Consider the following 26,458-nt stretch of genomic DNA (forward strand, 5'->3'; position numbering starts at 1 on the left):
TCAGTGCAGCCTCAACTGTGCGTCCTGCTCCTGCTGACGGCGGGCGCTCTCGAGGACGCTGGCAGCAGCGGCTTCGGCGGCGCTGCCGATTCCGGGACGGGTGCGCAGGACGCGGGTGAAGGCGATGGAGTCCGGGTCGTTGTCGGGGAGCCGGTCGGCGAGGAACTGCACGGTCGACCACAGGTAGGTGTCGTCGACTCCTCGCTCGGAAGCCGCCAGCACGTGGCCCATGGCTTGCAGTCCTTCGCCGGATGCTGCGGCGAGCGCCAAGGCGACGTCGATGGAAGCGGAATCCCCGTCGACCTTGCCGCTGTATTCGCGGGAGGTGATGAAGCGGACGCCCTTGTCGGCGTCTGCGACAAGGTTGCGCACCGAGGCCAGGTCGAGGGAGGACGCGAGCGCCTGCCACCGCAGCTCGGACTTCGCCTGGACCTGACGGCCGTAGAGCCTGATCCACCACAGGGCGAACCGGGTGCGGGCGTCGAAGGCTGCCAGCGGCTGACGGTTGACCTCAACCGCCATGGCCTCTTGGACCGCGGCTCGCGCCAGCGGCAGGAACGTATAAATGTCGACGGGCTCGCCCTTGGCGTCGAGGACTTCGTTGTAGCGCCCCACAACTTCCATGGCAGGGCCGGCGGCGGCCATCAGCATGTCCGCGGGCGCCAGGCCCCATCGCTCCCAGTCGGGGTAGCGCTGCTTGATCTCCGTCTTGATCTCCGCCTCGACGGCGCCCTTGCGGCCGGCAGGGCGGCCTGCCGGGGCCGGGCGGCAGGCCATGGTCAGGGTCGTCTCGATGTTGGCCTTGCCCTGCTGGCCACCGGACTCGGTGTTGGCCGGCCAGGAGCCGGTCATCACCAGTCCGGCTCGCTCGATTGAGTGCAGCAGTCGCTGCCACACCTCGGGCTCCCCGTGGCCGAAGACGATCGTGACCACACCGTCGTCCCGGACGACCTGCCGCATCTGGGCGAAGGCATCGGCGATGAGGGTGTCGTAGTGCTCGCGGGTGCGGTGCTCGTCGGGGGCTTCACCCCGTACCCGCTTGACGATGATCTCCTGGCTCTTGTCCTGGCAGCCGTGCGGATCGGCCGTGATGGCGAGTTCAGGCCAGGTGTTGTGCAGGCACCGCTTGGCCCACGTGTAGAAGACGTCGGAGGCGTCCGCGTACGCAATCATCTGGTCGTACGGCGGGTCGGTGACGACCGCGGTGAAGGTGCCGGGCGGGAAGGGCAGGGCGGTGGCGGTTCCTCGCTGCACGGAGGCCGGTGCGCCGCGAAGGTCGGAGAACAGGTTGCGGCAGGCGGTTAGAACGTTGTCCGCAATGGACTTCCACGTTCCGGGACCGTCTCCGATGCCGGCCTCGAAGAAGTCGTGGGAGAAGGTGATCGACCCTTCGTTGACGAACAGATCCCCGACACGGGCACCACCCGAGCTCTGGAACCGGGCGCCGCGTGTGGAGCGGCGCAGCTTCTTCACCACGACCGCGGTCGCATAGCCGGTCAGGGCCCGTACGTAGTCTCGTGACATTCCGGCGGCGGTCAGTTCGTCGCCGAGCTCGTTGATGATGCGGGCGAGCCGTACGTACGACAGGGTCTGGCGGGTGACCATGAAGTCGCCGTAGGTCTTCGCCCCGTAGATGCTCGGGCCGATGATGTTGTTGTTGCCCGGTGCGATGCCTTCGTCCGGGACAGCGGGCAGGAACGGGCTGAACGCCGGCTCCGCGGCCAGTGCCCGTTCGGCCGCTGTGACGGCCTCGCGTTCTGCGTCTGTGGGCTGGCGGAAGGTCTTCTGGCTCTTGGCGTCGATGTCTGCAGCGAGGACCAGAGCGTCCTGGCCCTGTCTCTCGTGCAGCAGGCGGCGGTGCACGGCGAGTGGGTGGACGTGGTTGCAGAACACGCAGATCGCGCTCTTGCCCGCTACCTTCTTGCCGTTCACCACGGCGTTGGTCAGCGTGGGCGTGCGGGTGGGCTTTCCGGGGGTCACGACCGCTTCCCACGTGCCGGTTGCCCGGTCCGCGTCGATGTAGAACGACACGGCCTCCCTGTCTCCGCGGGCCGGCATCAGCTCGTAGGACCCGATGAGCGGGAACCGGTGGTGGCATTCCTGGCAGGGGATCGTGACGGACCACAGATAGCCCCACGGCAGGGCACCGTTGTGGCGGGGGTAGACGTCACTCATGGCGGCCGCATGCCGGGTCTGGATCTCCGCGAACAGCGATTCGAGGTCGCCAAGCAGTCGGTCGGTACGGGACATCAGGAGGTGGTCCCGCTCTTCCCCGAAGGGAAGCTCGGGCTCCTCGCTCCAGTCTTCGAACGGTGCGGAGGTGAGCAGGTGGCTGGCGAGTACCGCGATCGGGCTGTAGTCGACGGCCGACGCCTGGACGCCCAGGCGCGCGGACTCCAGGGGGATCATGCCCCGCCCCGAGAACGGGTCGAGCGTGGTCGCGCCTTCGGGATTCGTCTTGGCGATCTCGGCCTGCAGCTCGTTCCAAGCGGCGTAGCGGCCTGTCATCGCCTCCCGGACCAGATTCTGCAGCCGAGTCTGCTGCTCGGCGTCATCGGGCCACGGCAGCAGCGAGCAGATGGTGGCGGCCTTGGCCTGGGCGGTGGGTCGCTTGGCGAACCACATGAACAGGGAGATCTCGCTGTTGCCGGAGCCCCAGCCCTTGTCGCTGTTGGCCGACACCTCCGCGCTGGGAAACCATCGTTCGATCATCCTGGTCATGTGTTGCTCCCCGGTGCGTTCTTGAGGCTGCTGCCCGGGACGCGGAAGACCGCGTTCCCGGTCATGTCGTTGGCGAAAAGGGTGGCGGGGTCCTGGTAGGCGCCGAAGAAGCGGCCCCGGCCGTCGGCACACTGGTCGATGACGTAGAGCCAGTAGTCCTTGCGGTGCTGGGTGGCGATCAGGACCTCGTTGCCGGTCATCCGGATGCCGTCACTGGCCGCGCTGCCCAGCACGCCCTTGACCTCGACGTGCCGGATCTGGCTGTTGCGGCGGGCCTCCAGGTCGTAGCCGCGGCTCTCCGTGTGGACGTCTTCCACGGTCCACCCGTCGTCTTCAAGGAGGTTCTGGACGTGCCGCATGGAGACCAGTTCGGCATCGATCTCCGCCTGGACGGTGACGTCGGCCGCGGCCAAGACGCGGATCCGGCCGATCAGCTTCGGGTCGGTCAGCTGCACGTCCGCGAGCCGTTCAAGTTCGTCAAGCCGCTGGGCGGTCTGGGCCTGAAGACGACGCCGCAGCTCAACCCGCCTGGTCCGGTCGTCGATGTCCTCGGTAAGGCTCAGTGGCAGGTTGGTCAGGTCCCGGCGCGCCTGGGCGAACCAGTCGGCCCGTACCCGCCGGTGCTCGGTGACCGTGGCGGCGGCCACCTCGCGGGCCGTCGTGAGCGCATGCCCTTCACGTGCGAGATGAGGCGCGGTCCCGTGGTGCTCAGTGGGCACCAGGTTGGCCAGGGTCTCCCACCGCACCGGACGGGCGTTGCCGCTGTCGTCGACCTTGACCAGGCTCGCCCAGATGCTGGCGCGCTTGCCGTCGCTCTCGGTCATGGTCGCCGTGTACGCGTACAGGTCGTACGGGGTGAGGCTGGTGGGGTCGGCGGCGGCGCCGGACTGGTGCAGGTCCTCGGCCAGGGCGTGCTCGGCCATGCCGATCAGGTCAGCGAAGCCCGGTTCGCCGGGCCCGAGGGTGATGGTGTCGCCGACGTCGATGCTTTCCGCAGCCTCGCGTACCGCGTCGCCGCTGGTGGCGATGTGGACCTCGCTCGTGCTGCCGAGCGTGGCCGGGAACCGTGCCCCGCCAGTCAGCGACAGTCTCCGGAATCCGGTGCCGGCCGCGGTAGGGGCGGATCGCAGCACGCCGGCGGCGGCGAGCCGGTCGAGATACGCCTCGACGATGGCGGGGTTGATCCGGGCGAACAGGTCGCGCTGGAGCAGAGTCAGCGCGGCGACTGCGTCGACCTGGCTGGCCAGGCGACGCTCGTTGTCGCGCACCTGCCGGGCCGCCCGGGTGAGTTCTTGCGCCTTGACGGCGCGGGCGGCATCGATCGCCTGCTGCTTCTTGATCTCGTCGTTGCCGTACAGGTCGGACAGCCACTTGTCGTAGTCGATGCCCGTGATCTCGGCGACGGCCGACAGGCTGTCGAACATCTGCCCGCGCAGTTCGTTCGCCGCGGTGACGAAGTGGTCCAGCAGCCGCAGGAGCGTCTCGCCCTCGCGTGTGTCGGTGGCAACCAGGTTGTACAGGTGAACGTCTCGGAGCTGGCCGACGCGGTGGATGCGCCCCATGCGCTGCTCGAGGCGAACCAGTGACCAGGGGATGTCGTAGTTGACCAGTACGTGGGCGGCCTGCAGGTCGATGCCTTCGTTGCCGGCGTCGGTGGTGACGATGACCTGGAACTCGCCGCGCATGAAGGCCCGGCGCACCTCGTCACGCTCGGGCTTGCTCTGCCGTCCGGAGTAGAGACGGGCGGTGAACCCTTCAGCTTCGAGGCGCCGGGCGATCCACTCGGCGGAGTCCGCGTACTCCGTGAACACCACGGCCTGCTCGCCGTTGCCGGGGAGAATCCCGTGCTTGGCTAGACAGTCCTCGGTCAGCCGCTTCCACTTCGACGGCGTCCACGCCGGGTTACCGATCGTGGCGTTGATCTGGTCCGCGAGGTTCTTGATCGCCGCCCGCTCGGCTCGCGTGGACGTCGAGCTCGTGTGGATGACCTTGGCCTCGTCGATCTCCGCCTCGTCACCTTGGCCCTCGCGGTCGGCGATGAGGGCCGCTTCGGCCTCGCTCATGGCGCCCATGTGGTCGTGGCGCCGCCGGAGCGTCTCAGCGAGCGCATACAGACTGGACGCCGCCCGCTTGCCGTAGACCATGCGGGCGAGCGGCTGGGCCGAGGGCGCGAAGTACCGGTCGACCATGTCCAGCGCAGCCTGGTAGAAGCCGTACTCGGTCTGCGACAGGGCAACGCTGTGGTTGTGGGCGGTACGGCCCTTGAAAAGGCGCGTCTTGCCGTCGTAATCGACTAGGTCTTCCTTCATCCGTCGCAGGAAGTGGATCGGGCCCGGCCGGAGCGCGCTGAGCTCGACGTTGGGATCGCTACCCGGGTCCGGGTAGATCTCCGGGTCGACCAGATGCAGAAGATGCCGGAAGAGCCACTCCTTGCCCCGATGCGGGGTCGCGGTCATCAGCAGGGCCCGCGGGGTGTTTTTGGCCAGCAGGCGGCCAACCTGATGGAACCCGGCCGCAGTCGGGGTCAGCCGGTGTGCCTCGTCGAAGACCACCAGGTCCCAGCCGGCCTTGTCCGGCCGAATAGCGTCCTGCACAGCAGGGTTGACCGCGGCCAGCTCCAGGGAGGTCACCCACAGGTCGTTGGAGTTCAGCGCGTTCTCACGGACTGTCGCCGAGGTGAGCTGCCGCAGCCCGCCGCCCAGCAGCCGCTCGAAGTCGTCCACCCACTTCGTGGCCAGGTTCGCAGGGCACACGATGATGGCGCGCTTGACCAGGCCCAGCCGCTGCATCTCCCGGATATAGAGACCGGCCATGATCGTCTTGCCGGTGCCCGGCTCGTCGGCGAGCAGGAAGCGCAGCAGCGGTTGCGGCAGCATCGCGCCGTACACGGCCGTGGTCTGGTGGGCATACGGCTTCAGCGGCGTGGCCGCCATGGCACTCGACTCTGCGTTCGTGGCCGCCGCATACATCCACTGGGTCCACATGGCGGCCAGCACCCGGGCAGAGTCGGCTCGGCCATCACTGACCAGCGGGCGCACGGTCTGGGTGTCTCCGGCCGTCAGGTTCACCTCGTGCCGACGGTCCTGGTCGTCGACAAGGATGAGGTCCCATGAACCCGGCTCGTCGCCCGGAAGGGCGAAGCGGATGGTAGCGAACTCGGGCACTCCGGCGGCCCGGACTCGCACTCGCTGTCCGCGTTCGAACACCACCTCGTGGTCAGGCTGCATGCTCATGCGCGTGTCCCGTAGTTCGTCCGGATCCAACGGGCCAACAGCGGATCGATCACGCGCCACCCCTGGTCTGTGTCTTCGATGAGCCCAGTGGCGACCAAGTGCGGGGCCGCCTTCTGGGCCGTGGTCTTGGGGAGCCCCAGGGCCCGCAAGGCCCGGGCCGCCATGGGCGTGCCGTACTCGGCCACCGCCCGCAATACCTTGCGCTGCCCCACAGTGAGCCCGCTCATCGTGGCGCGGGCCTCCGCGTCGACCTGTCGCAGGGCCACGGTCATTGCTGCCTCGAGATCATCGGTAGTGGCCCGCTCCCCCGCAGGGACTTCTTGCCACAGCAGGTGGGCCAGCAGCATGGTCCTCTGGGGATGCCGCTCGCCCGCCGCCACGAGTCCGTCCACAACATCGGACACGTCCCGGTTCCTCGCGGCGAACCGGTCCTTGATCACTTCGCGAAGCTCCGCGGCCGGCAGCCGGTCCAACTGAAGCGTCCGCATCTGCCCTACGGAGCGTTCCCTGTCGTCCGGCGCACTCGACAGCATGCCTGGTCCGCCGCCGGCGAAGAGGTAGGAGACCGACTGCCGCTGCTGCCACGCGTGCTGCCAGATCAGAGCCTGCGCCTCCGGGACCCCGGCGACGGACTGGAACTCGTCCAGCACGATCAAGATCCGTCCAGGCCTGTGCTGGGCTAGCTGGGCGGGCAGTTCCAGCAGCGCGTGCAGCGCCGGCTCCGGGTCGGTGGTGGGCTTGTCGGCCATGGTCAGCGCGAAACCAGCCCCAGAGATCGACACGCCGGCCTGAGCGCTGCTGAGGATCTTGCCTGCCGCGGGTCGGAGCTCCTCAGGTGTGTGCTGGGCCCACGCACGCTCCAGACGAAGCACCAGATCGGAGAGACTGGCAACCTCGAAGAGGTCGGCGGTGACGACCATCAGCCCGACCTTCTCACCCTCGGACGCGATCTTGCGGATCAGGCTTGTCTTGCCATAGCGCCGCGGAGCCACCAGGGCCATCAGCTGGCTCTCGTGGGTCCATGCCCTGATCATGTCGGCCTCCGCCCGCCGGTTGATCATGCAGTCAAGAGGGACTGGCCCGTCGAACTCGAACGGGCTCGCGGTGTCCCGCATCGCCGACTCCAAGATGTATGCCGCGGAGATCTCCATAAGGTACGCCGACAGCGTACCTGTCCGGTACGCCGCCGGCGTACGTATTTGACGATCCGCCGCATCGGCCCCGGAACGTGATTCGCCGATAGCGTCGACGCCCCTCCCGCAGGCCGCGAGGGCCATATGACAGTCGCTTCACTCCGGCCACAGGCATAGCGGCACCGGCGAACGAGGGCGCACGCTCCTCACTTCAGACTTGGTGATAACGACGTAAGCGCCAGGTAGGACGTCCACGCAGGTAGCTGGGGCCGCCAGCGCCTCTGCTCGCAGCGAGGATTTGGTGACCGCGCACGACCGCAGCGAGTTCGAGCGATCCGACGTCACCAGCTCGCAGGACGACGCGGACGACAACGGCGACCTGACCACCCGAAGGAGTAAAACCCACGGCTGGAAGCCCGAGATCGAAGCTCGGCCGAAGACGTTCCCAATCCATCAATGCATTGACTCATAGATGGCGCGCAATGTGACCTGCGACGACGGCCACGCCCGGTGCACAGAACACCCCGTATACGGAGGCACTGGAAATGTCGAGGGTGTGCCTGTCCCCCTCGGTGGCGAGCAACGGGGAGAGCTTCACGGTCGCGGGGGCACTGCGTCTGGCCGCGGGCCACGGCGTGCGGGGAGTGGTCACCTACGCGGACCCCGTCGCCCGGCTTCGGACCCTGCCGGACGGGCGCACGGCCGGCTCCCCCCGAGGGCACCTAGGGGTCATCTACCAGGCCCTTTCCGCAACTTATACGGGCCGCAGCACAGCGAGGACGATCGTCGTGCTGCCGGACGGCCAGGTGCTCCCGGCTCGGTCGATCGCCAAGTTCGTCGCCGGAGACCGTGGTGCCGACGGGTTCGAGCGGCGCATCGCGGCGCTGGGCGCATCGCCGCGCCCTGCGGGGTCCGACCGGCGTGCCTGGCTGCGCACCGCACTGGAGCAGATCGGGGCCAGGCGCCAGCGGCACCCGGGGACTCACAGGTACGCCCTGCCCGTTGGCCGTACGCGGGCCGAGCGGTCGAGGGCGGTCTTCGGCATGCCCGCACTCCCCTACCCGAAGTGGGCAGATACCCGTCCCCGCATCTAGCGTGTTGCGTATCCACGTATCAATATGTAGTGTGGTGTTCGTGATCGAGCGGCGTACCGCTGCTCTCACGGCCACCGCCATCTTGGAACCTCACCCTGAGGAACGACCGTGGACACGTCCATCCCCGACCGCAAGGCTGCGCGCTTCACCGCAGCCGCGGAATCCGGCGTCAACATGACCCCCGCACGTGAGTGCACCCTCGCGGACCGCGCAGCATGGGCCGACGCGGCGCTGGAGGCCTACAACAGGCAGGCTCCCAAGGCCCTGTTGCCCGTTCCCGAGCTGGCCGAGCGCGTACGGCTCGGCGTCCTCGCGGCCGAGGCCATGGCCCAGATCGCCTTCAACCTGCCCGGCGACCAGGTCGTGGACGACCAGGAAAGCGCCGATCGCGTAATCGGTGATCTGGTCGCTCAGGTCTTCTGCCTGACGGACGGCCGGGTCACCGCCCATGAACTCCACCAGGCCGCCGAGGGACTTCGCAGCGAGGCGTACCCCGTGAAGCTCGATGTCCTGTGCGCCGTCGCCGCCGCCGGGGCTGAGCGAGAGGCCGCCATGCTCGCGGCGCTCCTGGACGCGGCCGAGTCCTTCGGGTGCGACGTCCCCGGCATGGTCGAAAGCGCTCGCGACTACTTTGAAGAGCTCAAGGCCGAGGACGAGGAGGCCGAGGCGGCGCGCGCCTGAGCCCCGCCCGGGAGCGAGGAGTTCGGCCCCGGTGGCCGCGCTCGCTCCCGGCCGGGTCGCCACGGAGCACACCTGATGAAACTGATCGTCCCCGCCTTCGACCAGCACTACCGCGTGTCCGCCACGGACTACAACTGGACCAACCCCGACGAGATCCTCACCATCGGCACCGACGACGCCTTCGTCGGCCTCGACAGCCGCCGTTACACCACGCACGGCCGGGTCGCCGCACTCGACGTCACCCGAGCCGAGGTCACCGCCAAGATCATCAGCCTCCTCACCCAGGACGGCTTCTACGTGCCCGGACGTGAGCGGCAGAGCACCGAGACCCGCAGGCGTATGGGCGAAGTCTTCGGCCTGGCACGCGGCTTCGAGACCGGCACCGTCATCGTCCTTCACCGCGGTCGGCCCCGCCGCCACGCCGCACCCCCGAACTGACCCGCCCGGCGCGGAACATCCGCCAGCGCCCACCGCCACAGGAAGAGCCCCATGGACACCATGCCCCCGGACACCCATGCCCAGCAGCACTGGTACCTCGCCACCCTCGGTCACGAGGCGCTGTTGCGAGAGCTCGCACCGCTGGAGCTCCCCGCCTCCGCCACCCAGGATCCGCTCGCCCTCGCCGCACGGTGCCTGATCGCCGACCCGATCGGCTACCCCGAAGCCCACCAGGCCGCTGAACGGGTCCTGGCACCGCTGCACGCCGCCCGGACGTTCACCACCACCGTCCCGGACGAGGACAACTCCTTGGAGCACACCGGCGTCGTGCCGGTCCTTGAGCAGCGCCAAGCCGGAGCCGTCACCGGGTGGTACGCCGAGCTCCTCCTCTTCGAGCACAGCACGCTGCTCAACAAGGCTGCCTACCGCCTGTCCCGGATGCCCGGAGACCCGACCTGGATCATCGACAGTGACTTCCAGCCCAGCGGCCACGCCGGGACGCTGCGGCCCTTCGGCTCCCGGCGGCCGGGCCGCAAGCGGACCCTCCCGCCGCCGTTCGTCGCCGAGCTCGACCGCCTCATCGCGCAGGGGCCGGGGAGCGCGACGTGACCCTGTTCGGCATCCCGCCCGCCGGAATGCGCCGCGCCATGGCGCCCGAAAGCGGGCGGGACCACGCCCACGCCATCGCCGAGGCCGCACACGCCTGGTGGACGGCCAACCGCGGAGGCTCCAGCGACCGGGCCATCGCGGTCGGCACCCTAGCCGCCCTCGCCCTCTCCGCGCCCTCACGGCCGGACGGCCCCGACTACGGCCCGCTCCTTCTCCCCCTCGACGACGAACAGCTCGCCGACACGTTGCGAGCCGGCTGGAACTCGTTCTGGACCTACGACCCGGACCTGACCGAGGCCGCCCGCCCGCTCCACGACTGGCTCTCCCACCCCACCGACAACGACATCCGCGGCCTGGCCGACTACGCCCGGATCCTCCTGCGCGCAGGGCTGCTCGAGTACTGCTCCGACACCGCCCGCGCCGAGTCCGACGATGTCCTCGGCCTGCTCATCACCCGGATGCGCAGCTACAGCGAACGGCAGAGCACCGGTGAGTTCTTCACCCCGGCCGTCGTCACCAACTTCATGGGCGACATGGTGCTCTCCACCGACCGCAAGCCCGGTGACCTGTTCCTCGAACCCGCTGCAGGCACCGGGACGATGGCCCGGTCAGCTGCCGCCACGTTGCGCTTCTTCGGCACCGACCCCGCGCTCTACCACTGGTGGCTCAACGACCTCGACCCGCTCAACGCCGCGTGCTGCGCCGTGAACGCCCAACTGTGGAGGCTCGGCCGACAGGTGACCGTCTCCTGCGGCGACGCCCTCAACCGTCCCCGGCTCCTGGAGGAGGCCGTACGAGAGCGCGCCGAGCGGGCGAGATCCGAGCAGAAGGCCCGGCCGGTGCTGTACCCCACCATGACCCGCCCGCCGTTCTGGCCGTGGCAGTTCACTCCGCCCTCCTGACCGCGCGGCGGCCGTGCCGCATCCAGCGGCCGGCCGCCGCTCTCCCCTCACCCCTGCACGAAACGGAGCCTTCTCATGGCCATCAACACCACACCGCCGCCCGCCATCGCCGCCTTGGTCCCTGACTCCGAGGGACACGGGACGGTCCTGCGGATCGTCTACGCCCACCACCTGGACGGCGAGACCCTGGCCTTCCAGCTCTTCCACCGGTACGTCCACCGCTTGCAGGCCGACACCCAGCTCCCGGACGAGATCACCCGCGCCGAGGTGATGGCCCTCCTCGGCGCGCAGGGCGCGGACTGTGCCGAGGGCTGGCACTCCTCTGCGAACGGGCCCACCGAGGAGGCCTCGGACGAGGCGTGGCAGTGGGTGCGCGCACAGGTGACCCGCCTGTTCCCCGGTCTGTCCTGGAAGGTCGAGCCTGACCGGCGCATGGACATTCCGGGGGTCGACGCCGACAAGGTCGCCGACATCGTGATCCGGGCCCGCCCCCTGGCCTCGGACGTGACTCGACCCGCGACCATGTTCGATCCCGCGCTCACCTACTACGCGGACGGGACACATGTGGTGATGCGGGCCCGCGGGACAGAACGCTCCGGGCGCACCTTCGGCATGGCGGAGGGCGCCGCCTCGTACGCCTACCAGGCCGTGCGCTGGGACGACGGCGGAGCCGACCTCGTCGCCCCCCACGTGCTGCACCGCATCGAGAGCCAGACCCAGGACGGCCTGGCTTAGCCAGCCGCAGGGGCCGGCGCGCGGGAGTGCGCACCGCTCGTGGGCATCGTCGGCGACCAGTGTCGCCGGGAGGGATGAAACCAACGGCGTCCCGGTGGCCGGGACTTGAGGCGGACTCGCCAGTGGATGGGGCGCGCATTTTGTTGCGTAATGAGTGTTCAATGTGTACTGTACTTCCATGAGGGCGGGAAACCGCCCCCGTCCAAGCCAATTCCGAAGGAGCCGCTTCCCGCGGCTCGCCCTGGCCGCACTCCCCCCGGCGGCCGGGGACGCGAGGCCCGGACCGACTTTCCCTCCGCCCGGTCCGGGCCTCGCCCCCTCACAGAGGCCCCAAGGAGACGACGTGACCATACGGACGAACACCGGACCGGCGTACCGCCTCCAGATCATCTTCGATGCCGGACCCACGATGTCGATGTGGCGGCCGCTGCTGCGGAGGCTGCGCCAGTCTCTCGCCCATAACGGCCTTTTCGAGGGTGCGACGGTGTCCGTGCTCACGGCCGATGGCACGGTGCGAGGGCGACAGGTCGAGGACGACCGGCTGGTGACCCTCGTACTCAGCGACTGCTCCGGCCCCCAGTGGTACCCCGGCCCGGCCGGGGAACGCTGGTACGAGACTCTGCGCAGCTGGGCGCGCGTGCGACCGGTGGCGGTGGCACAGCCACTGCCCGAGCGCATGTGGCGGCGCACCGCGCTGCCCGGGACGCCCGGCCGCGTCCACGCCCCGGCCGCCGGATCCGCCAACTCCGGTCTGATCTTCACGGCGTACGACGGCACACCCCATGCGGGAGCGGACAGCATCCCTGTTCCCGTTCTGGAACCCTCCTCCGTCTGGCTGGAGAACTGGTTCACGCTCCTGGGCAGCGGCGGCACCGAGGTCCCTGCGGCGGTCGCCTTCATTCCGCAGCCGCTCCCGGCCGAAGAGACCGCCTCCCCGGCGAGACTCACTGCCGAGGAACTGGTCCTCCGCTTCCGTGCCACCGCCTCCCCCGAAGCGTTCCGTCTCGCGGGCCACCTGGCCGCAGGCGTCCCCCACTTGCCGGTGATGCAGCAGGTGCACCGCTCGGTGGAGACGGCCCCGTGCCCGAGCCACTTGGCCGAGGTGATTCTGAGCGGCCTGCTCCGTGCCGTCCCCGGTCCCCCCGGGACCTACTCCTTCCGAGAGGACGTTGCATCCGTGCTGCTGCGCACGGTGCCGCGTTCCTCGCTCTCCCGCACGGTGGCTCTGCTGCGGCGAGCCGAACCGTCGGCGCGGCGTCCCCTCGTGGCCGCGGAGGTTTCGCGGCGCCTCCGCTAGGCGCGGCTTCCGCGCCCACATATCGACGCCGCCGTTCGCCGCGCCCCGCCCATCCAGCACCGTCTGATGCCGGATGGGCGGTCCGAGATGAGCGCCCTGCTCGAGAAAGCGGGCAGCGGCGCCGGCGCGAAGACGCCGGCCGTCGCCACCTGCGCGCCCAACGGGTGGAAGGGCCAGCCCGGGACGCACGTTCGCTGATCACACCGGCCAGGCCCGGGCTGTGTTGCTTATTCGTATTCCAATGTGTACTGTCATTTCATCGCCTGGTGCTCGGCACCCGCGACCTCTCCCCAAACCCTCCGCGTCCAAGTAGGGATGACATGCACTCGAACATGCCCGAGTTGTCGGATTCCGAGCTTCTGGCCATCGCGGCCCGTGCCGCCAAGCGGACCCCGGTCAAGCCCAATGATCTCCTCATCCTCAGCGAGCTCCAGCTGAAGCTGTACCGGGAACTGCATGCCGCTGCCGGTCAGTTGGTCCGGCCGCCGGTCCCGGCGGAAGTCTCCCCGGCATCCTCGGCGCGGGTACGGGGCGCCATCGACAACGTCCTCGCCGAGGAGGAGGAGATGGCCGTCTTCCGCCAGATCTACGACCACTTGGCGAACGCGGCACTCGGCGACCAGCGGGTCGCGGATCAGATGCTGGCCCTGTCCAGCGGCCAGCGCGGCCCGGTCGGCGGGTTCGTCAAGCGCATGCTGCGCTTCGCGGCGGCCGACGCGTACGCGAACACGGTGCAGATGCTCGTAGTTGACTTCCTGAAAAGCGCCGACGAGAAGACGTTGCGCGCGGTGCTGGCCCAACTCGCGGGCATGGAGTGGGCGCTCGATCCGGACGACAGGCATCAGCGGATGATCATTGACCCGCCGGACGTCGTCGTTGACGACGTCGACGCCGAGGTCCGCCGGTTCCGCGCGCTGGGGCTGCACCCCGGTGAAACTACCCCGGGCCGGTGTCTTGCACGCGCGGTCGAGGCGGCCTGGGAATCTCCCGACCAGCACCACATCCGTACGTGGCGGCGCCGGTACGTGGAGGCCCACAGGCAGAGCCTGGACTGGGCCCGGGCGAAAGCGGAGGTGTACCGGCGGGAACGTGAGCGGCTGGCGCCCTACGGGCATCCGGACGGCCTTGAGGCGGCTGTGGTGACGCAGCTGCGGCAGGAAGCCGACCGGGCCTCCTCCGCCCGCCTCTTCCAGATCGGCGACTCCCTCGGCCAGATGGCGCTACGCCGCGTGGTGCGGCGGGCGGAGAAAAGGACGACCCCGTTCGATCGCGCCCACCTCCCCGCCTCGCGCGGGATGCTGTTCCTGGACACCCCCTTCGCTCTGCCCAACGGGCGACGCATCGTCGGCTACGTGTGGGGCCCGTGGTCGCCCCGGACGGAGGAAGGCTGGTTCCTTCTGCGGCCCGACCGGCTTCTGGAGCCGGTGGAGGCCGCGTGCGATGACGCCCCCTGGACCTGGGTCACTGCCCTGACGTGCGACGAGTCGCTGCTGAAGCTGCCGTTCTCGCCTTACGAGACCCTGCTGGCGCGCCCCGGCGAGATCCTGGATCCCGAGACCCGACTTCGCGACCCGGACAACCCTGAGCGGTACCGGAGCGGATCGGGCCGCCAGGGCGGCCAGGAGCTGATGCTCCGCCACGTGCGGGCCCTGTGGGAGCTGCTGACCCAGCACAAGCGGTCCACGGTTCGGGTCCTGGCCCACCAGGTCCACCCGCTCAAGCCGAGCAAGCGCGATGCCGAACGGCGGCGGGGCATTTCCGACTCCGGCCAGGTCGAGAACTGGTGGGTGGACCCGGACGCGGGCGAGCGCTTCCGGGAGCAGCAGCCGAGTGAGCCGCGCGAGGGCGGAACCGGCCGCACGCTGGCCGTCCGCTACTGGAGGGAAGAACACGAGCGGCAGCAGTGCCCGAACTCCCACCGGCACGCCGCCCTGGAGACCGAAAAGCGCGGGAGCTGCCCGCACTACGAGATCACCATCCCTGAGCACCCCGTTGGGCCCGCCGACGCGCCGTGGTCCGACCGGCTGCGCCGCGCCCGCCTCCGCCCCTCGGCGACGCCCCGGCACGACACGAACGCCTAACAGTCCCCGTGCGGCACGGGTGGGCCGCGTCCCGCCCGTGCCACAGGTCCCACGGCCCGTACACCGGGCCGACCTCCCGAACGTCTTCAGCCGAGGAGAGCCATGTCCGACGACCTCCGTCCCCGCAGCGTCCAGCACCGCCGCTGTCAGCCACTGCACACCGTCTACGGGCTGGTGGCGCTGCTCGCCGGCTGCGGCTTCCTGATGGAACAGCCCGTCATGTGGCTGTTCGTCGTCCCGCTGGCTGTCCTTGTCGTCAAGGCGCGCCGGCTCGCCCGGAGCGGGGCCTGCGCCGCCCTCCGCAGGCGGGACGCGCGCAAGACCGCCCCGGCTCGCGCCCGCTGGGTGTGGAGCGCTGCCGCGGCCGGTCTGGACGCCGCCCTGGTGGCGGGAGCTTTCGCTGTCTGCACCGTGCTGCTGCACGGCCACGGCTACGAACTCGTCCCACGCGGGAGGGCGGTGGACTACCTGGCCCTCGGCGCAGGGACGGCGTTCGCCGGCGCGCATGCCCTCACTCACCGCATGTCCGCCCGAGCCCTGCAGCCGCCGCAGTCCGAGGCGTAGCAGGTCCCCCGCGGTCGCGCCGTTCCGGGCGATCACCCGGCACGTCCCTCCCCCGCAAGTCCTAGGAGAGACCGTCATGCTGCGCTTCGCCCCCGCCACCACGAGCGGCTCGGCCGTGGCGTTCCTGTTCCGCACGTGGTGCTTCCTGCGCGATGCCGGTCCCGGGCGCAGGCCGGAGGCGGCGAAACTTGCCGACGCCGTGGAGGACATGGCCGTCGGCCTCGGCCTGGATCCGGCCGGCCCCTGCGCAAGTCGAGCTGGCTGGCACGGGCGAGGTGTTCACCGTCTTCGGGCTGCGGTACGACTGCGCCGACGCGCTGCTGATGGTCGGCGTCATTCCGAGCGAGCATGCCGCTGCCGCTGTTGAACTGGACGGCGACGACCCGACTTCTCCCGTTGGCCGACACCGTCCGCGCTGAGTCCGGGGACGCAGCCGCCAGGGCCGCGCGGGTGCAGGTCAGGCGGAAACGTTAGGACGCCCCACACTCGGAGCGTTGCTTATTCGTGCTTCAATGTGTAATGTGGTTGAACGTCGGGTCCGGCGGCACCGCCCCCAGACCTGGACCACCCCCCTTCCTTCCTCCAGCTCAGGAGACGACTGTGCCCACCCGTGTCGTGACCCGCACCCCCGACCGCCGCGTGCCCAGCCAGCGCGGCCTCCAGACACGGCAGAAGCTGATGGACGCGACGATCCAGCTTCTCGCCACCCGGCCCTACCGCGACATCAAGGTGATGGACATCGCCCAGGCGGTGGGCACGTCGCCCGCGACGTTCTACCAGTACTTCCCCGACATCGAGGGCGTCGTCCTCGAAGCATCCGGGCTCCTGGCCAAGGAGACGAAAGCGGCGCTCAAGGACTTCAAGGACGGCTCCTGGTCCTCGGACGGACTGCCCGGCGCCGCCCGGATGGTCGACGCCGTGCTCGACGGGTGGAGCGGGCACCTTCCGGTCGTGCGCGTGCTGACCGCCGTCGCGGCCGAGGGCGAGCCCCGCTTCGTCAAGGCGTACGCCGCAGCCACCCGGCCCATCGCCCGTGCACTGACGGCAGCCACCCAGACGACCACACCCGACGGCGCAGGCAAGGAACTCGTGCACGCCCTCGTGTCCGGCCTGACCGCCGCCGCCGGGCACGAGAGCGCCGGAAGCGTCCAGGGACTGACCAAGTACCAGAGGCGCCAGGGACTCGCCCGCCTCGTCCACGCCGCCGTGGCCAGCACCACCGCCTAACCCGCGCTCCGAACACCGGCCCCTTCGCAACCAACACGGAGAAACCACCTTGATCCAGCCAGTCTCCCTCGCCATCGGCTTCGGCCTCGGCGTCCTCAGTGTCCTGATACGCGCCCTTGCTCTGCGCATCCGTCCGCGCCGCCCCCCGCTCCCCCTCTCAGTCGCCTCGCCGAGCCCCGAGCTCATCGCCGCCCTGTCTGTGGCTGTCGCCGAGCGGTACCCGAACCTCGGAGGGTTCGACTACGCCACCATCAGCGTCTTCGAGCGCAACGCACCGCAGAGCACGGTGCACCTCTACCCCGCGCGCGGCCCCCACCGGGGCGCCATGCGCCTGGACTCCACAGACCCGAGCAGCGCCAGCGGCAGGACGGCCCGGCTGCTGGCCGAGATGAGCCTGCCCCACGTCGGCGTCCTGGTCATCCCGCTCATCTTGCACTGACCCGGCCCGCGCCCGCCCCGGCTCACTCCCCCCGGGGCGGCGCCCCAACCGGCCGCCTCGACGGACCCGAGAGCGCCGGCCAACCACCACTGGCACGAACCGAGGAGAACGCCATGGGCGCCATCGAGAATCACGAAGCCCTGATGTACGGGTACCGCCTGGGAGGCCCGGCCGACAACTGGGAGGGCCTGACGAACGAGCTGGTCCGGTACACCGACGACGTCGACGGCTCATCCTTTCTGATGCCGCGCGTGCCGTGGGAGACAGAGGACATGCGCGAGGAGAACCACCCCGACTACTTCGCTGCCGCCGCGGAGGAGCGACTGGCCGCTAACGGCCTGGGGTCGCTGCTCCTTCGGACGTACTCGATCGGGTGGGAAGAAGACGGACACATCCTGGCGGCCGTCGTCCACCAGCCCAAAAGCGGGCCCCTCACGCTCGACCCCGCGTCGATGAGCGCCGCATCCCAGCACGACGAGGCCCTGAAGCGGGCGTTGTCCGTGCTGGAACTACGGACCCGCGCCAGCAAGCCCGAGTGGATCATGGCGAGCTACTACGCGTAGCCCCGGGGTGCGAGGGCTCCCGTCACTCCTCTTCTTCGTCGTCGGCACAGACCGCCGCCCGCTCCAGGTGAGAGCGGAAGTCCCCGATGCCCCCGACGCCCGCCCTGACCATCGCCGAGACCTGACGACCCGCGAGCACAGCCACAATCTCTTCCCCAAGGAATCCCCATGACTTCCATCGGTACCGCCCGGCATTTCCAGCCCCACGGCACGCCCGGCCACATCTGCCGCGACCACAACCGGGCGGTCCTGGCCCCGGCCGTCGCCGTCGAGGCCCTCCGCCAGGGCCTCGGTCCCGACCTGACCGACGCCCAGCTCGACCACTGCGCGGAGATCGCCGAGCGCAACCCGCTGTCCGATACCTCCCGCGCCGCCGTCCGTACCGCCCTGGAGCCCGCGCTGTCCGAGCACAACTCCCCGGCGACCGTCCATCATCGGCTGTTCACCCTCCCGCCCGGGCACCCGCTGCGCGTCCGCGTAGGCGACACCGAGTACTTCCTGGTCCCCATCCCCATCACCCTGTGACCTTCCGCTCTCCGCAGAGAGCGGGCGGCCGGAAACCAACACCCTTCACCAGCGCGTCCGGCCCCGGCCGGACGCGTTTTGGCATGATCCCCTCGACCGAGATCCGGTACCTGACAAGGGGGAACCATGCCCGCGCGCCTGCGCCACGTCCTTCCGACCGTGATCCTGGCCGGCACGGTCCTGATCTCCGGCTGCGCCGACTCCGACAGCAAGCCCAAGGCCGACGGGCAGACGACGAGCAGCACCCCCGCGGCACGGCCCTCGCCCTCCACAGTGCTGCCGGACGGCATCGTGAAGCCCGGAACGCCGCTGCCGGTCGGCGACGGGGCGTGGACGGTGACGCTGCAGGGCTTCGAGCGGCAGCCGGCCGGGGCCGTGCCCGGTGTGCCGGCCGGCTCAAGCGCGTACACGGCGCGGGTGACCGTGGCCAACCAGCGCGCCCAGGTCGCGACCGCGCCGCAGACCGCCGTCACCGCCCGCTACGGAGCTCTCGGCCGCACCGCTGCCGAGGCCACCGACAGCAGCGCGTCCTCTTCCACGGACGAGCCGCAGCAGGTGCGCCCCAACGGCTCCGTCGACAGGGATGTGAAGCTGGTGCTTCCCGACCAGGCCCCGGGCCTGCCGGTCACGGTGACCGTGGAGGCGACCGAGGAAGGGCTGGCCGAGCCTGAACTGCTGTTCTTCGAAGGCACCTTGCCAGGCGGTACCGCCGCCTCCCCGGACCCGCAGGCGCCGCAGGGTGCGCCGGCCGGGCAGTCGGTCACGCCGCTGGGGCAGTGGAACGGCCAGGTCCGCGTGGGCAAGGTGACGGTGAGCGGCGAAGGTGCCTCGCACACCGGGAGCCTGGAGCTGAGCGTGGTCAACCGCTCCGGCGACCCGATGGCCGGCCTGGGCACCACCCTGCGGATCCTGACCGGCCAGGAGCTGCACCTGGCCGCCACCGTCCGTCCGGTGTACGGGTACCGCGACGCCGCGATCGCCCCGTACCGCACCGCCACACAGACCGTCTCCTTCCGCGTCCCCGAGACAGCCGCCGGCGGCCCGGTGACGGTCGAGGCCATCGACGCGGGCGGCTCCAAGGTCACCTTCGAGGGCACGCTCGGCTGAAGGAGCCCACAAAAAGTTCGGGCGGAGTGTCACACCGGCGGCCTCGGCCGCACCTGTAGCAGGTGAACGGTGCCTTCTCCGACCCGAACAGGACTTCCTCACATGGCCCCTCGCCTCCTGGCCGCCGGTCTCGTGCTCGCCGGTGCGCCCGCCGCCTCCGCCTGCGGCCCGCTCACCGTCCCCGGCTCCACCGCAAACGCGGCACCCGCTCACGCCCCGGCTGCGGCGGGCCAGCGATGAGGCCGGCCGCCGCACAGCCTCAGCCCTTCGATGCAGACCGGGATCGGTGGACCCACACCGTCCAGGAAGCCGCCCGGCTCCATCACTCCGTGCGCGCCGAGCTGGCCATCCGGGCCTCGACCCCCGCCGCTGCTCGGGGCGCCATGGAGGCGCTGCTGCTGATACGGGAGCGGACCCGGGATGGGTGGCTGCGCTGGGACATCTTCGGGCCGCACCCCGCGGGTGTGCTGCGCGAGGCGGGCTTCTTCGACCCGGAGCAGCACCGGCTGGGGCGTTGGGTGTGCCGGAGCGTATGGGGACGCCGCCCGCCCCAGTACATCTGGACGCTGGGAGGCCTCGAGCTTCCCCGCCCCCTCCCGGTAGGCCGGACCGCGCTGTTCACCGTGACTGCCTTCGCCGCTCTGGGTCCGGCGACCTCCCTGCTGCCGGCGGCCACCGGTCTCCTGGCGGCTGGCGCGGCCGGCATGGCCGCGGCCGCCGGTGTGCCCGCGGCCGTCCAGCGCTGCACCCGGCGCCGCGTGCGCGTCGTCGAAACGAGCAAGGCGTACGCGGCGGTCTTCTACCGGCTGCTGGCCGACGAGCAGCGCCTGCGCATGCTCGCCGAGCGCAGCGGGCGCTACGAGCTGGCGCGCGCGGCGGCGGTGCTGCCGCGGCTGGTGTGGGACGCGGCCGGTCTCGTGCCGCTGGCGGCGGACAACGTGGAAGCCCGCGACCTTCTCCTCGGATACGCGCAGTCGCTCGCGCTCCTGGTCGACCAGGCCGTCGAGGTCGGACGGCGGGAGGAAGCGGTGGAGTCGGCGATCCGCGACGACCGCGTGGCCGTAGTGCCAGTCAGGCCCGCGCTGCCCGAAGGGCTGCTGCCCCGGCAACTGCTGGACGACGCACGGCTGGAACTGGAGGAGCTGGGAGAGGGACTGCTCCATGCCCGGGAGGTCCTGGGCGGGGCTCACGACGACCGAACTCAGTCTGCAAGGAGCGGAGAGAGCGATGAGTGAGCACGAGCGGACCGACCGGCGCGTCCCGTGGCGGGAGGCAAACCCGGAGGCCTACGCCGAACTGAGGCGTACCTGGGGGGTGATCGGTCACAGCAGCGTCCTGATGGTGCTCAGCCTGAGCCTGATCGGCACGTCGCTGACGCTGGGCTACCTGCATTGGCCCGGCTGGCTGGAGACCTTTGCGCGTCTGGGCGCCAGCGGCGCAGCGGTCGGCTGCGGCGCGATCGGTCTGTGGCGGCTGGTCCGTGCCCTGTTCCGGTCGGTGCGGGCAGTCTTCCGTACGCGCCGGCGCGGCGCCGAGGGCGCGGCGCAGGGGGAGACCGTCGAGGAGTCCGTGCCCGATGCCGCCCCGGCGGCGGGGTCCTGAACGGGCAGGGGGCGCCGTGTTCCGGTTCGAGAGCTTCGCGGTCGGGTTCCTCGTCGGCGCCGTGGCCTGGTGCGTGCCGTACGTGCGTGGCCTGGGTCGGCGCGGGGTCACCAGGGGGCTCGTTCCCTGGCGTCGCAGACGGCCTCCCACTCGGCGAAGGTGAGGCACTGCTCGGCGGTGCGCGTGCGGCGGGCCCGGTCCGCCTCGGCGAGCGAGGCGAGAATTCGGTCGCGGATGACGAAGCCGGGCGGTTCGGGCTCCGGTTCGACGGGCGGCGACAGCCTGGTGAGGCGGGCGCGGACTGCGTCCATGGCCTCCCGAAAGGCCGCGTTGGGCGGGACCCCGCAAGGCGTGTCCTCGCCGCGGCAGGGGTCGGCAGCGGGCTCGTCGTGGCCGGTGGTCTCGCTCCAGCGAGCCATGATCATGCTGGCCGGGGAGGCTGGCCGCCTGGGCACGCGCCAGACCGACAGGTCGGCGGCGAGGTCGGCGGCGGAGAGGCCGGTAGCGATCCAGGGCCGCAGGGCGAAGGCGAGGCGGCGCAGTCCCTCGCCCTGGGTCCATGGCACCCGGGGGCGTATCCAGGCGGCGACGGAGACGGCGTGTGCGGCCTGGCTTGGGCTGGCTCGGTATGGCTCGGGCACTGCGTGTCGGCGGCGGGGCCGTGGCCTCGCGCCGTGGGGCGCGCTGGTGTTGTTCTTCTTCCCTCTCATCTCAGCTGTAGGACGTGGGTGGTTGGTCTTACAGGAAGGGGTGTCACGGCGGCGGGAGGGGCGGGTGCGGCGGCGGGCTTCGGTGATGGCCAACTGGCGTCCGTGTTCGGTGAATCCGACGTGGCGGGCGTGATAGCCGTGGCCGCGCACGCGGTGGCCGAGGGCGTCGTCCCAGGCGCGCGGGACGACGGCGGCGTAGATGGTGGCGGTGCCGGCCCATTCGCCGCTTCCGGCGGGTCGGGTGTTGGTCCGGCTTCCGTGGACGGCCCAGACGAGGAGGCCGAGTTCGCGCAGGACGGCGATGTGCCGCTCCAAGGTGCGCCGGCTGATGCCGAGGCGCTTGTACGTTGTGTCGCGGCAGTAGGCGACGTGCCCGTCGGCGTTCAGGCGGGCGGCGAGGTCGCGGGCGACGCGCAGTGTGGTGTTGCCGGCTTTGGGGTGCAGGCGCTGGGTGATGGCCCAGGTGGCGGCGCGCAGAAAGTCGCCGCGCCGGGTGCGGCGGGACGCGGTGGTGCCGATTTCCTGGTCGGCGTGGTCGCGGACCAGGATGTATCGGTTGTTTGTGGATATTCGGTGTTGTCCGTGCGGAAGGCGCGGTGGAGCGGCGGCGGCGTGGACCGGCGCGCGGGCATGCTGCATCATGGGCAGGGCACGCCCTCCTTTCGGGCATGCGTGAGCCCCTCTTCGGTGGGGCGGTTCTTCCGGAACCAAGTGATCCGCCCTGGCAGGGGCGGTGTTGCCCGGTCTGCGGACCGGGTTCTTCACCAGGCGAGCTGGACACTCGCCGGGTGGTGGCAGAGATGCGGCGGGCGGGCCGAGGTGCTGGACACACCAAGGTCTTGCTGCCGCGGGGCAGCCCACGGGGGACTGCCCACTGTCAGATCATGTGCTCATCGGACTCCAGCGTGGCGGGCGGTCACGGTGGTCAGTGGCCCATGCCGGCGCCGCCGTCGACGGGCACCACGGCGCCGGTGATGTAGGCGGCCTGCTCGGAGGCGAGGAAGGCGACGGTGGCGGCGATCTCCTCGGGGCGGGCGAGGCGGCCGAGGGGGATCTGGGTCTTGAGATTCTCGAGCTGCTCGTCGCTCAGCGCCTCGCTCATGGACGTCTCGGTGAGGCCGGGGGCGACCACGTTGAACGTGATGCCGCGGGAGCCGAGTTCGCGGGCCATGGAGCGGGCGAAGCCGACGAGGCCGGCCTTGGAGGCGGCGTAGTTGGCCTGGCCGCTCTCGCCGCGCAGGGCGACGGCGGAGGAGATGTACACCACGCGGCCCTTCTTCGCGCGGAGCATGCCGCGCGAGGCGCGCTTGGTGACGCGGAAGGCGCCGGTGAGGTTGGTGTCGAGGACGGAGGTGAAGTCGTCCTCGCTCATGCGCATCAGGAGCTGGTCCTTGGTGATGCCGGCGTTCGCGACGAGGACCTCGACGGGGCCGTGCTGCGCCTCGACCTCCTTGAATGCGGCGTCGACCTGGGCGGTGTCGGTGATGTCGCAGCGGACGGCGAGCAGGCCCTCGGGGGGTTCGCCCGAGCGGTAGGTGATGGCGACGCGGTCGCCGGCCTCGGCGAGGTGACGGGCGATGGCGAGGCCTATGCCGCGGTTGCCGCCGGTGATCAGGACTGAACGGGACACGGGGTGGCGCCTTTCTGTGGTGCTCGTGGGGGTTTGCAGTCAATCAGCTGGCCCGGCGCGTGCCGGAACGGGTGAGGTGTCCGCTCATCGCCGCGGCGGTGTCCATCACGGCAGTTACGTACCGGGCGCGGGTGGCGGCGCGCCGCATGGGCGCGTCCTTGGCCAGCAGTGCGACCGAGCCGGCGACGGCCGAGCCGTACCAGATGGGCGCGGCGATCATGGTTCGCCCCTGGAGCGGGGACGGCCCGATGGCGTGACCTTCCTCACGGACGTGGGCAATGTCGATCTTGTGGTCGCTGACGGAGCCGAGGCAGGCGAGGATCGCCAGTCCGGCCGCGTCGGCCTCCAGAGGTGCTGATTCAAGAGATCGCAAAGCGATCTGAGGTGATGTAAGGATCTCATCAACGTGTGACCCGTATGCCCGTTCCGCGCAGATTCTCATCGGAGTGCCGATCAGATGCGGTCGGTAAACAAATGCGGCCTGACCAGTTCTCGACTGTAGTGTGACGATCTCTGCCCTCACCGCGGGAGAGGGCGGGCCGGCCTGGAGGGGCTGGGCGGGTGTCGATGAGGGGGGACCGTGCAGCGCGTCAGTCAGCGCGTAGCGAGCACGCGGCCCGCGCTGTTCGACGGCGCCCTCCCGCATCAAGGCCTGCAGATACCGGTGAGTGGTCGGCGCGGGAAGCCCCGCGGACTCGGCGACCGAAGCCAGAGGGTGTTCACCCGGTCCGAGACGGATCAGCGCGCCGAGCACCGCCATGGTGCGTGCCACGGCACCGCCCGTGCGGTCGGACGGGGTGGCAACGGGATGCAGCAACGCGAACTCCCCCTCGCGGTTGTCGAGGACCTTCGCGTCTCCCACAACGCGGGTTCGATCCAGTGCGCGATTCTTCCCGGCCAAGATCCCGCTCACCAGGCTCTGAATTTTCCGGTCCTCGAATTTCAGGAGCGAGCGCTTCCGGTATATCGCGGGGTCGACACGGGGACGGCAACACGGGGAAGGGTGCAAAGTTGAATCAGAAGGAGGCGTTGCAGCAGCTGCTGCAATGGAAGCGCGGAGAGATAGACCCGGTCGAGCTCGGCTGGCCCAAGCGCACTGGCCGGGGCCGGCGCTCACGGGGACTGTCTCAGGCGCAGGTTGCCCAGGCGCTGTTCGTCACGGAGAAGACCTACGCCGAGTTCGAGCGAGGGAACACGTCCCAGCCGAGCACCGAGTTCCTCGACAACGTGGCCAAGGTGCTCAACATGGAAGAGCGCGAGCGGACCGCGCTCTACGTCTACGCGATCGGCTACGAGCCGCCGTTCCCCATGGACCCGATGGCTGGGACGAACGTGGATCCGGCGTGGCAGGTGGCTGTCAACGGCGTGTCGGGACAGCCCTGTTACATCAACGACGTGGCCTGGAACGTGCTGGCCGCCAACGACGACTTCAAGCTCATGTTCCCCCAGCCTGAGGGAAGATCCCCCAAGCTGCCTGAACGCAACCTGATCCGGTGGATGCTGCTGCGCGAGGACGCGCGCGAGCACCACCTGGTCGACTGGGACACGCGCTGGGCACCGCAGGTCGCAGCCCAGCTGCGCACGGCGGTCGCCGCGCACCCCGACAACGCGGATCTCCGGCAGCTCGACAAGGAGGTCAACGACGACCCGGTGGCGGGGCCGATCTACCGAGACCACAGCCTCGCGTACATCCACCCGGACGGCGACGCGCGGCCGATGCGGCACGCCGGCTACGTGACCCCGCGCGGCACCGAGGACCACCGCACCCGGTGCTGCGACCGGCATGCGCCGTCCCAGCTGGGCACCGTCACCATGTGCGCCGCCCAGCCGTTCGGTAGCCCGGGCGCCCGGTTCTTCCTCCTGCCATTCGTGCCCCACATCTGACGCTGCCGCGCGGCCGCTTCGGCGGAGAGATTTCCTCCGGGCGGCCGCGGCACGCACAATGCATGCCCATGGCATCCACTGACCTGAAGCAGATCGCGCCCGGCGTCTTCGCCTGGCAGCCCGGCCACGAGGCAACATGGGGCCTGGCCAACTGCGGTCTCGTCGTCTCCAAGGGCCAGGCCCTCGTCATCGACACGCCCTACACACCCGCCCTGACCGACGCCTTCCTCACCGCGGTCCGCTCAGCCGCAGGCCCGGACGTCCCGCTGGACCGGGTCGCCGTCACCCACGCCAACGGCGACCACACCTGGGGCCTTCAGCAGCTTCCCGGCGCCGACGTCTACGCCACCCACGCCGCCCTCGAGCACCAGTGCCTGGAGCCGAGACCGGAACAGCTGCAAACCCTCATCCATGACACGGACCCCGGCCAGCCCCTCGGCTGGTACTTCCGGGAGCATTTCGGCAAGTTCGACTTCGCGGGCATTGAGGTTCTCCCGCCGACCACGACGTTCACCGGACGCCATGACCTCGAAGTCGGCGAGATAGCCGCGGAGCTGCTCGAAGTCGGCCCGGCCCACACCGTCGGCGACCTCATCGTCCACCTGCCCGAGCGGCGCGTTGTCTTCGCGGGCGACATCGTCTTCGCGGGGGACCACCCCTCGCACTGGGCCGGCCCACTGGAGCGCGTCGCCGCCGCCTGCGCACAGATCCTGGACCTCGACCCCGAGTGGATCGTCCCCGGCCACGGACCGCTCATGACCCCCGACGACCTCCGGGGCTACATCTCCTACCTCGACGACCTCGCGGACCAGGCGTATGTGATGCACGGCCAGGGCCGGACGGCCGTCGATGCCGCACGCATCCTGATCAAGGAAGACCGCTACGCCGGCCTCGGCCTGCCCGAGCGGCTCGCCATCACCCTCAGCACGGAGTACCGCCACCTCGACCAGGACACCACCGCCCCGGACCTGCTGAAGCTGATGGACAACGCGGCACGCATTGCCTGGGACCGCTCGTCGACCGGCCCTCTCGCACCCTGAACTCTTCACCTGGCAGCCGTGCACGGCGCGAATTCCGGCTGGTGAAACAGCGCGGCCACTCCGTTCCGATCATTGAAATAGGAACCGCCCGCGTAGCTCGGGGGCTTGCCCCCGAGCTCGCCCAAGCAGTCAACTACCGACGTCGGCGCGCCGTGTAAGCACGGGGGAGCGCCGCTCAGGCACCGAGGGCCCTCCCACGCCCGTTGACGTGCGCGGTCGAGCAGCACGCCGTTGCTGCACTCG

At 70.3% G+C, this 26,458-nt stretch carries 26 protein-coding genes; 20 read left to right on the top strand and 6 right to left on the bottom strand.

Annotated elements, in window-relative coordinates:
• From ACH41F_RS34380 to ACH41F_RS34390, 3 genes are read right to left on the bottom strand one after another with little or no spacing between them, the layout of a single operon-like run.
• Positions 1–2,721 (bottom strand): DUF1156 domain-containing protein, encoded by a 2,721-nt coding sequence (locus ACH41F_RS34380; RefSeq protein WP_391238149.1) that lies wholly within the window; start codon positions 2,719–2,721, stop codon positions 1–3.
• On the bottom strand, positions 2,718–5,954 hold the full coding sequence (locus tag ACH41F_RS34385) for a helicase-related protein (protein ID WP_391238146.1): 3,237 nt from the start codon (positions 5,952–5,954) through the stop codon (positions 2,718–2,720). The genes ACH41F_RS34380 and ACH41F_RS34385 overlap by 4 nt, the downstream gene beginning before the upstream one ends.
• Positions 5,951–7,105, bottom strand: a complete 1,155-nt coding sequence (locus tag ACH41F_RS34390) for a hypothetical protein (protein ID WP_391238143.1) — start codon at positions 7,103–7,105, stop codon at positions 5,951–5,953. The genes ACH41F_RS34385 and ACH41F_RS34390 overlap by 4 nt, the downstream gene beginning before the upstream one ends.
• A gap of 283 nt (positions 7,106–7,388) precedes the next feature.
• On the opposite strand from ACH41F_RS34390, the gene ACH41F_RS34395 reads away from it, so the two are divergent.
• The 18 genes from ACH41F_RS34395 (at position 7,389) to ACH41F_RS34480 (ending at position 20,951) form a co-directional block, all read left to right on the top strand.
• Complete coding sequence (locus ACH41F_RS34395; RefSeq protein ID WP_391366188.1) at positions 7,389–7,559, top strand: hypothetical protein; 171 nt, start codon at positions 7,389–7,391, stop codon at positions 7,557–7,559.
• Positions 7,560–8,289: 730 nt separating this feature from the next.
• Positions 8,290–8,862 (top strand): hypothetical protein, encoded by a 573-nt coding sequence (locus ACH41F_RS34400; RefSeq protein ID WP_384995759.1) that lies wholly within the window; start codon positions 8,290–8,292, stop codon positions 8,860–8,862.
• A gap of 75 nt (positions 8,863–8,937) precedes the next feature.
• Positions 8,938–9,300, top strand: a complete 363-nt coding sequence (locus tag ACH41F_RS34405; protein ID WP_024126692.1) for a hypothetical protein — start codon at positions 8,938–8,940, stop codon at positions 9,298–9,300.
• Between the two features lie 51 nt (positions 9,301–9,351).
• Positions 9,352–9,909, top strand: a complete 558-nt coding sequence (locus ACH41F_RS34410) for a hypothetical protein (protein ID WP_391238139.1) — start codon at positions 9,352–9,354, stop codon at positions 9,907–9,909.
• Positions 9,906–10,811 carry an N-6 DNA methylase gene (locus ACH41F_RS34415; RefSeq protein ID WP_391238137.1) on the top strand — a complete coding sequence of 302 codons (906 nt, stop codon included), beginning with the start codon at positions 9,906–9,908 and terminating at the stop codon, positions 10,809–10,811. The genes ACH41F_RS34410 and ACH41F_RS34415 overlap by 4 nt, the downstream gene beginning before the upstream one ends.
• Positions 10,812–10,886: 75 nt before the next feature.
• Positions 10,887–11,546, top strand: a complete 660-nt coding sequence (locus ACH41F_RS34420) for a hypothetical protein (protein ID WP_391238133.1) — start codon at positions 10,887–10,889, stop codon at positions 11,544–11,546.
• Between the two features lie 343 nt (positions 11,547–11,889).
• The gene (locus ACH41F_RS34425) at positions 11,890–12,843 is read left to right on the top strand and encodes an SAV_2336 N-terminal domain-related protein (protein WP_391238130.1); all 954 of its coding nucleotides are present in this window, start codon (positions 11,890–11,892) and stop codon (positions 12,841–12,843) included.
• 320 nt (positions 12,844–13,163) lie between these two features.
• Positions 13,164–14,924 (top strand): hypothetical protein, encoded by a 1,761-nt coding sequence (locus ACH41F_RS34430; RefSeq protein ID WP_391238127.1) that lies wholly within the window; start codon positions 13,164–13,166, stop codon positions 14,922–14,924.
• 102 nt (positions 14,925–15,026) lie between these two features.
• Complete coding sequence (locus ACH41F_RS34435) at positions 15,027–15,488, top strand: hypothetical protein (protein WP_391238124.1); 462 nt, start codon at positions 15,027–15,029, stop codon at positions 15,486–15,488.
• Positions 15,489–15,763: 275 nt separating this feature from the next.
• A complete protein-coding gene (locus ACH41F_RS34440) occupies positions 15,764–15,907 on the top strand; it encodes a hypothetical protein (RefSeq protein WP_391238121.1) in 144 nt (47 codons plus the stop codon).
• A gap of 181 nt (positions 15,908–16,088) precedes the next feature.
• On the top strand, positions 16,089–16,715 hold the full coding sequence (locus ACH41F_RS34445) for a TetR/AcrR family transcriptional regulator (RefSeq protein ID WP_051791945.1): 627 nt from the start codon (positions 16,089–16,091) through the stop codon (positions 16,713–16,715).
• A gap of 49 nt (positions 16,716–16,764) precedes the next feature.
• A complete protein-coding gene (locus ACH41F_RS34450) occupies positions 16,765–17,154 on the top strand; it encodes a hypothetical protein (protein WP_031062100.1) in 390 nt (129 codons plus the stop codon).
• 113 nt (positions 17,155–17,267) lie between these two features.
• Positions 17,268–17,717, top strand: coding sequence for a hypothetical protein (locus tag ACH41F_RS34455; RefSeq protein ID WP_031062098.1), 450 nt, complete (start codon positions 17,268–17,270; stop codon positions 17,715–17,717).
• A 168-nt stretch (positions 17,718–17,885) separates the two neighbouring features.
• The gene (locus tag ACH41F_RS34460) at positions 17,886–18,242 is read left to right on the top strand and encodes a hypothetical protein (RefSeq protein WP_391238116.1); all 357 of its coding nucleotides are present in this window, start codon (positions 17,886–17,888) and stop codon (positions 18,240–18,242) included.
• A 126-nt stretch (positions 18,243–18,368) separates the two neighbouring features.
• Positions 18,369–19,349: a hypothetical protein gene (locus ACH41F_RS34465; RefSeq protein WP_391238113.1), complete on the top strand. Its 981-nt coding sequence runs from the start codon at positions 18,369–18,371 to the stop codon at positions 19,347–19,349.
• Positions 19,350–19,451: 102 nt separating this feature from the next.
• Complete coding sequence (locus ACH41F_RS34470) at positions 19,452–19,589, top strand: hypothetical protein (protein ID WP_234315795.1); 138 nt, start codon at positions 19,452–19,454, stop codon at positions 19,587–19,589.
• 89 nt (positions 19,590–19,678) lie between these two features.
• Positions 19,679–20,584, top strand: a complete 906-nt coding sequence (locus ACH41F_RS34475; protein ID WP_391238110.1) for a hypothetical protein — start codon at positions 19,679–19,681, stop codon at positions 20,582–20,584.
• Positions 20,577–20,951 (top strand): hypothetical protein, encoded by a 375-nt coding sequence (locus ACH41F_RS34480; protein ID WP_205383886.1) that lies wholly within the window; start codon positions 20,577–20,579, stop codon positions 20,949–20,951. The genes ACH41F_RS34475 and ACH41F_RS34480 overlap by 8 nt, the downstream gene beginning before the upstream one ends.
• A gap of 107 nt (positions 20,952–21,058) precedes the next feature.
• Here the strand turns inward: ACH41F_RS34480 and ACH41F_RS34485 are convergent, their stop codons facing one another.
• The 3 genes from ACH41F_RS34485 to ACH41F_RS34495 all read right to left on the bottom strand — a co-directional run bounded on the left by ACH41F_RS34485 (position 21,059) and on the right by ACH41F_RS34495 (position 24,204).
• Complete coding sequence (locus ACH41F_RS34485; RefSeq protein ID WP_391238106.1) at positions 21,059–22,303, bottom strand: hypothetical protein; 1,245 nt, start codon at positions 22,301–22,303, stop codon at positions 21,059–21,061.
• 283 nt (positions 22,304–22,586) lie between these two features.
• A complete protein-coding gene (locus tag ACH41F_RS34490; RefSeq protein ID WP_391238103.1) occupies positions 22,587–23,291 on the bottom strand; it encodes a 3-oxoacyl-ACP reductase FabG in 705 nt (234 codons plus the stop codon).
• 43 nt (positions 23,292–23,334) lie between these two features.
• Positions 23,335–24,204: a helix-turn-helix domain-containing protein gene (locus ACH41F_RS34495; RefSeq protein WP_391238100.1), complete on the bottom strand. Its 870-nt coding sequence runs from the start codon at positions 24,202–24,204 to the stop codon at positions 23,335–23,337.
• Between the two features lie 98 nt (positions 24,205–24,302).
• On the opposite strand from ACH41F_RS34495, the gene ACH41F_RS34500 reads away from it, so the two are divergent.
• Positions 24,303–25,175: a helix-turn-helix domain-containing protein gene (locus tag ACH41F_RS34500; RefSeq protein ID WP_391238097.1), complete on the top strand. Its 873-nt coding sequence runs from the start codon at positions 24,303–24,305 to the stop codon at positions 25,173–25,175.
• 68 nt (positions 25,176–25,243) lie between these two features.
• Complete coding sequence (locus ACH41F_RS34505) at positions 25,244–26,215, top strand: MBL fold metallo-hydrolase (protein WP_391238094.1); 972 nt, start codon at positions 25,244–25,246, stop codon at positions 26,213–26,215.
• The last annotated feature ends 243 nt before the right edge of the window (positions 26,216–26,458 follow it).

The organism is Streptomyces sp. NPDC020489, from assembly GCF_044386545.1.
Taxonomy (GTDB): domain Bacteria; phylum Actinomycetota; class Actinomycetes; order Streptomycetales; family Streptomycetaceae; genus Streptomyces.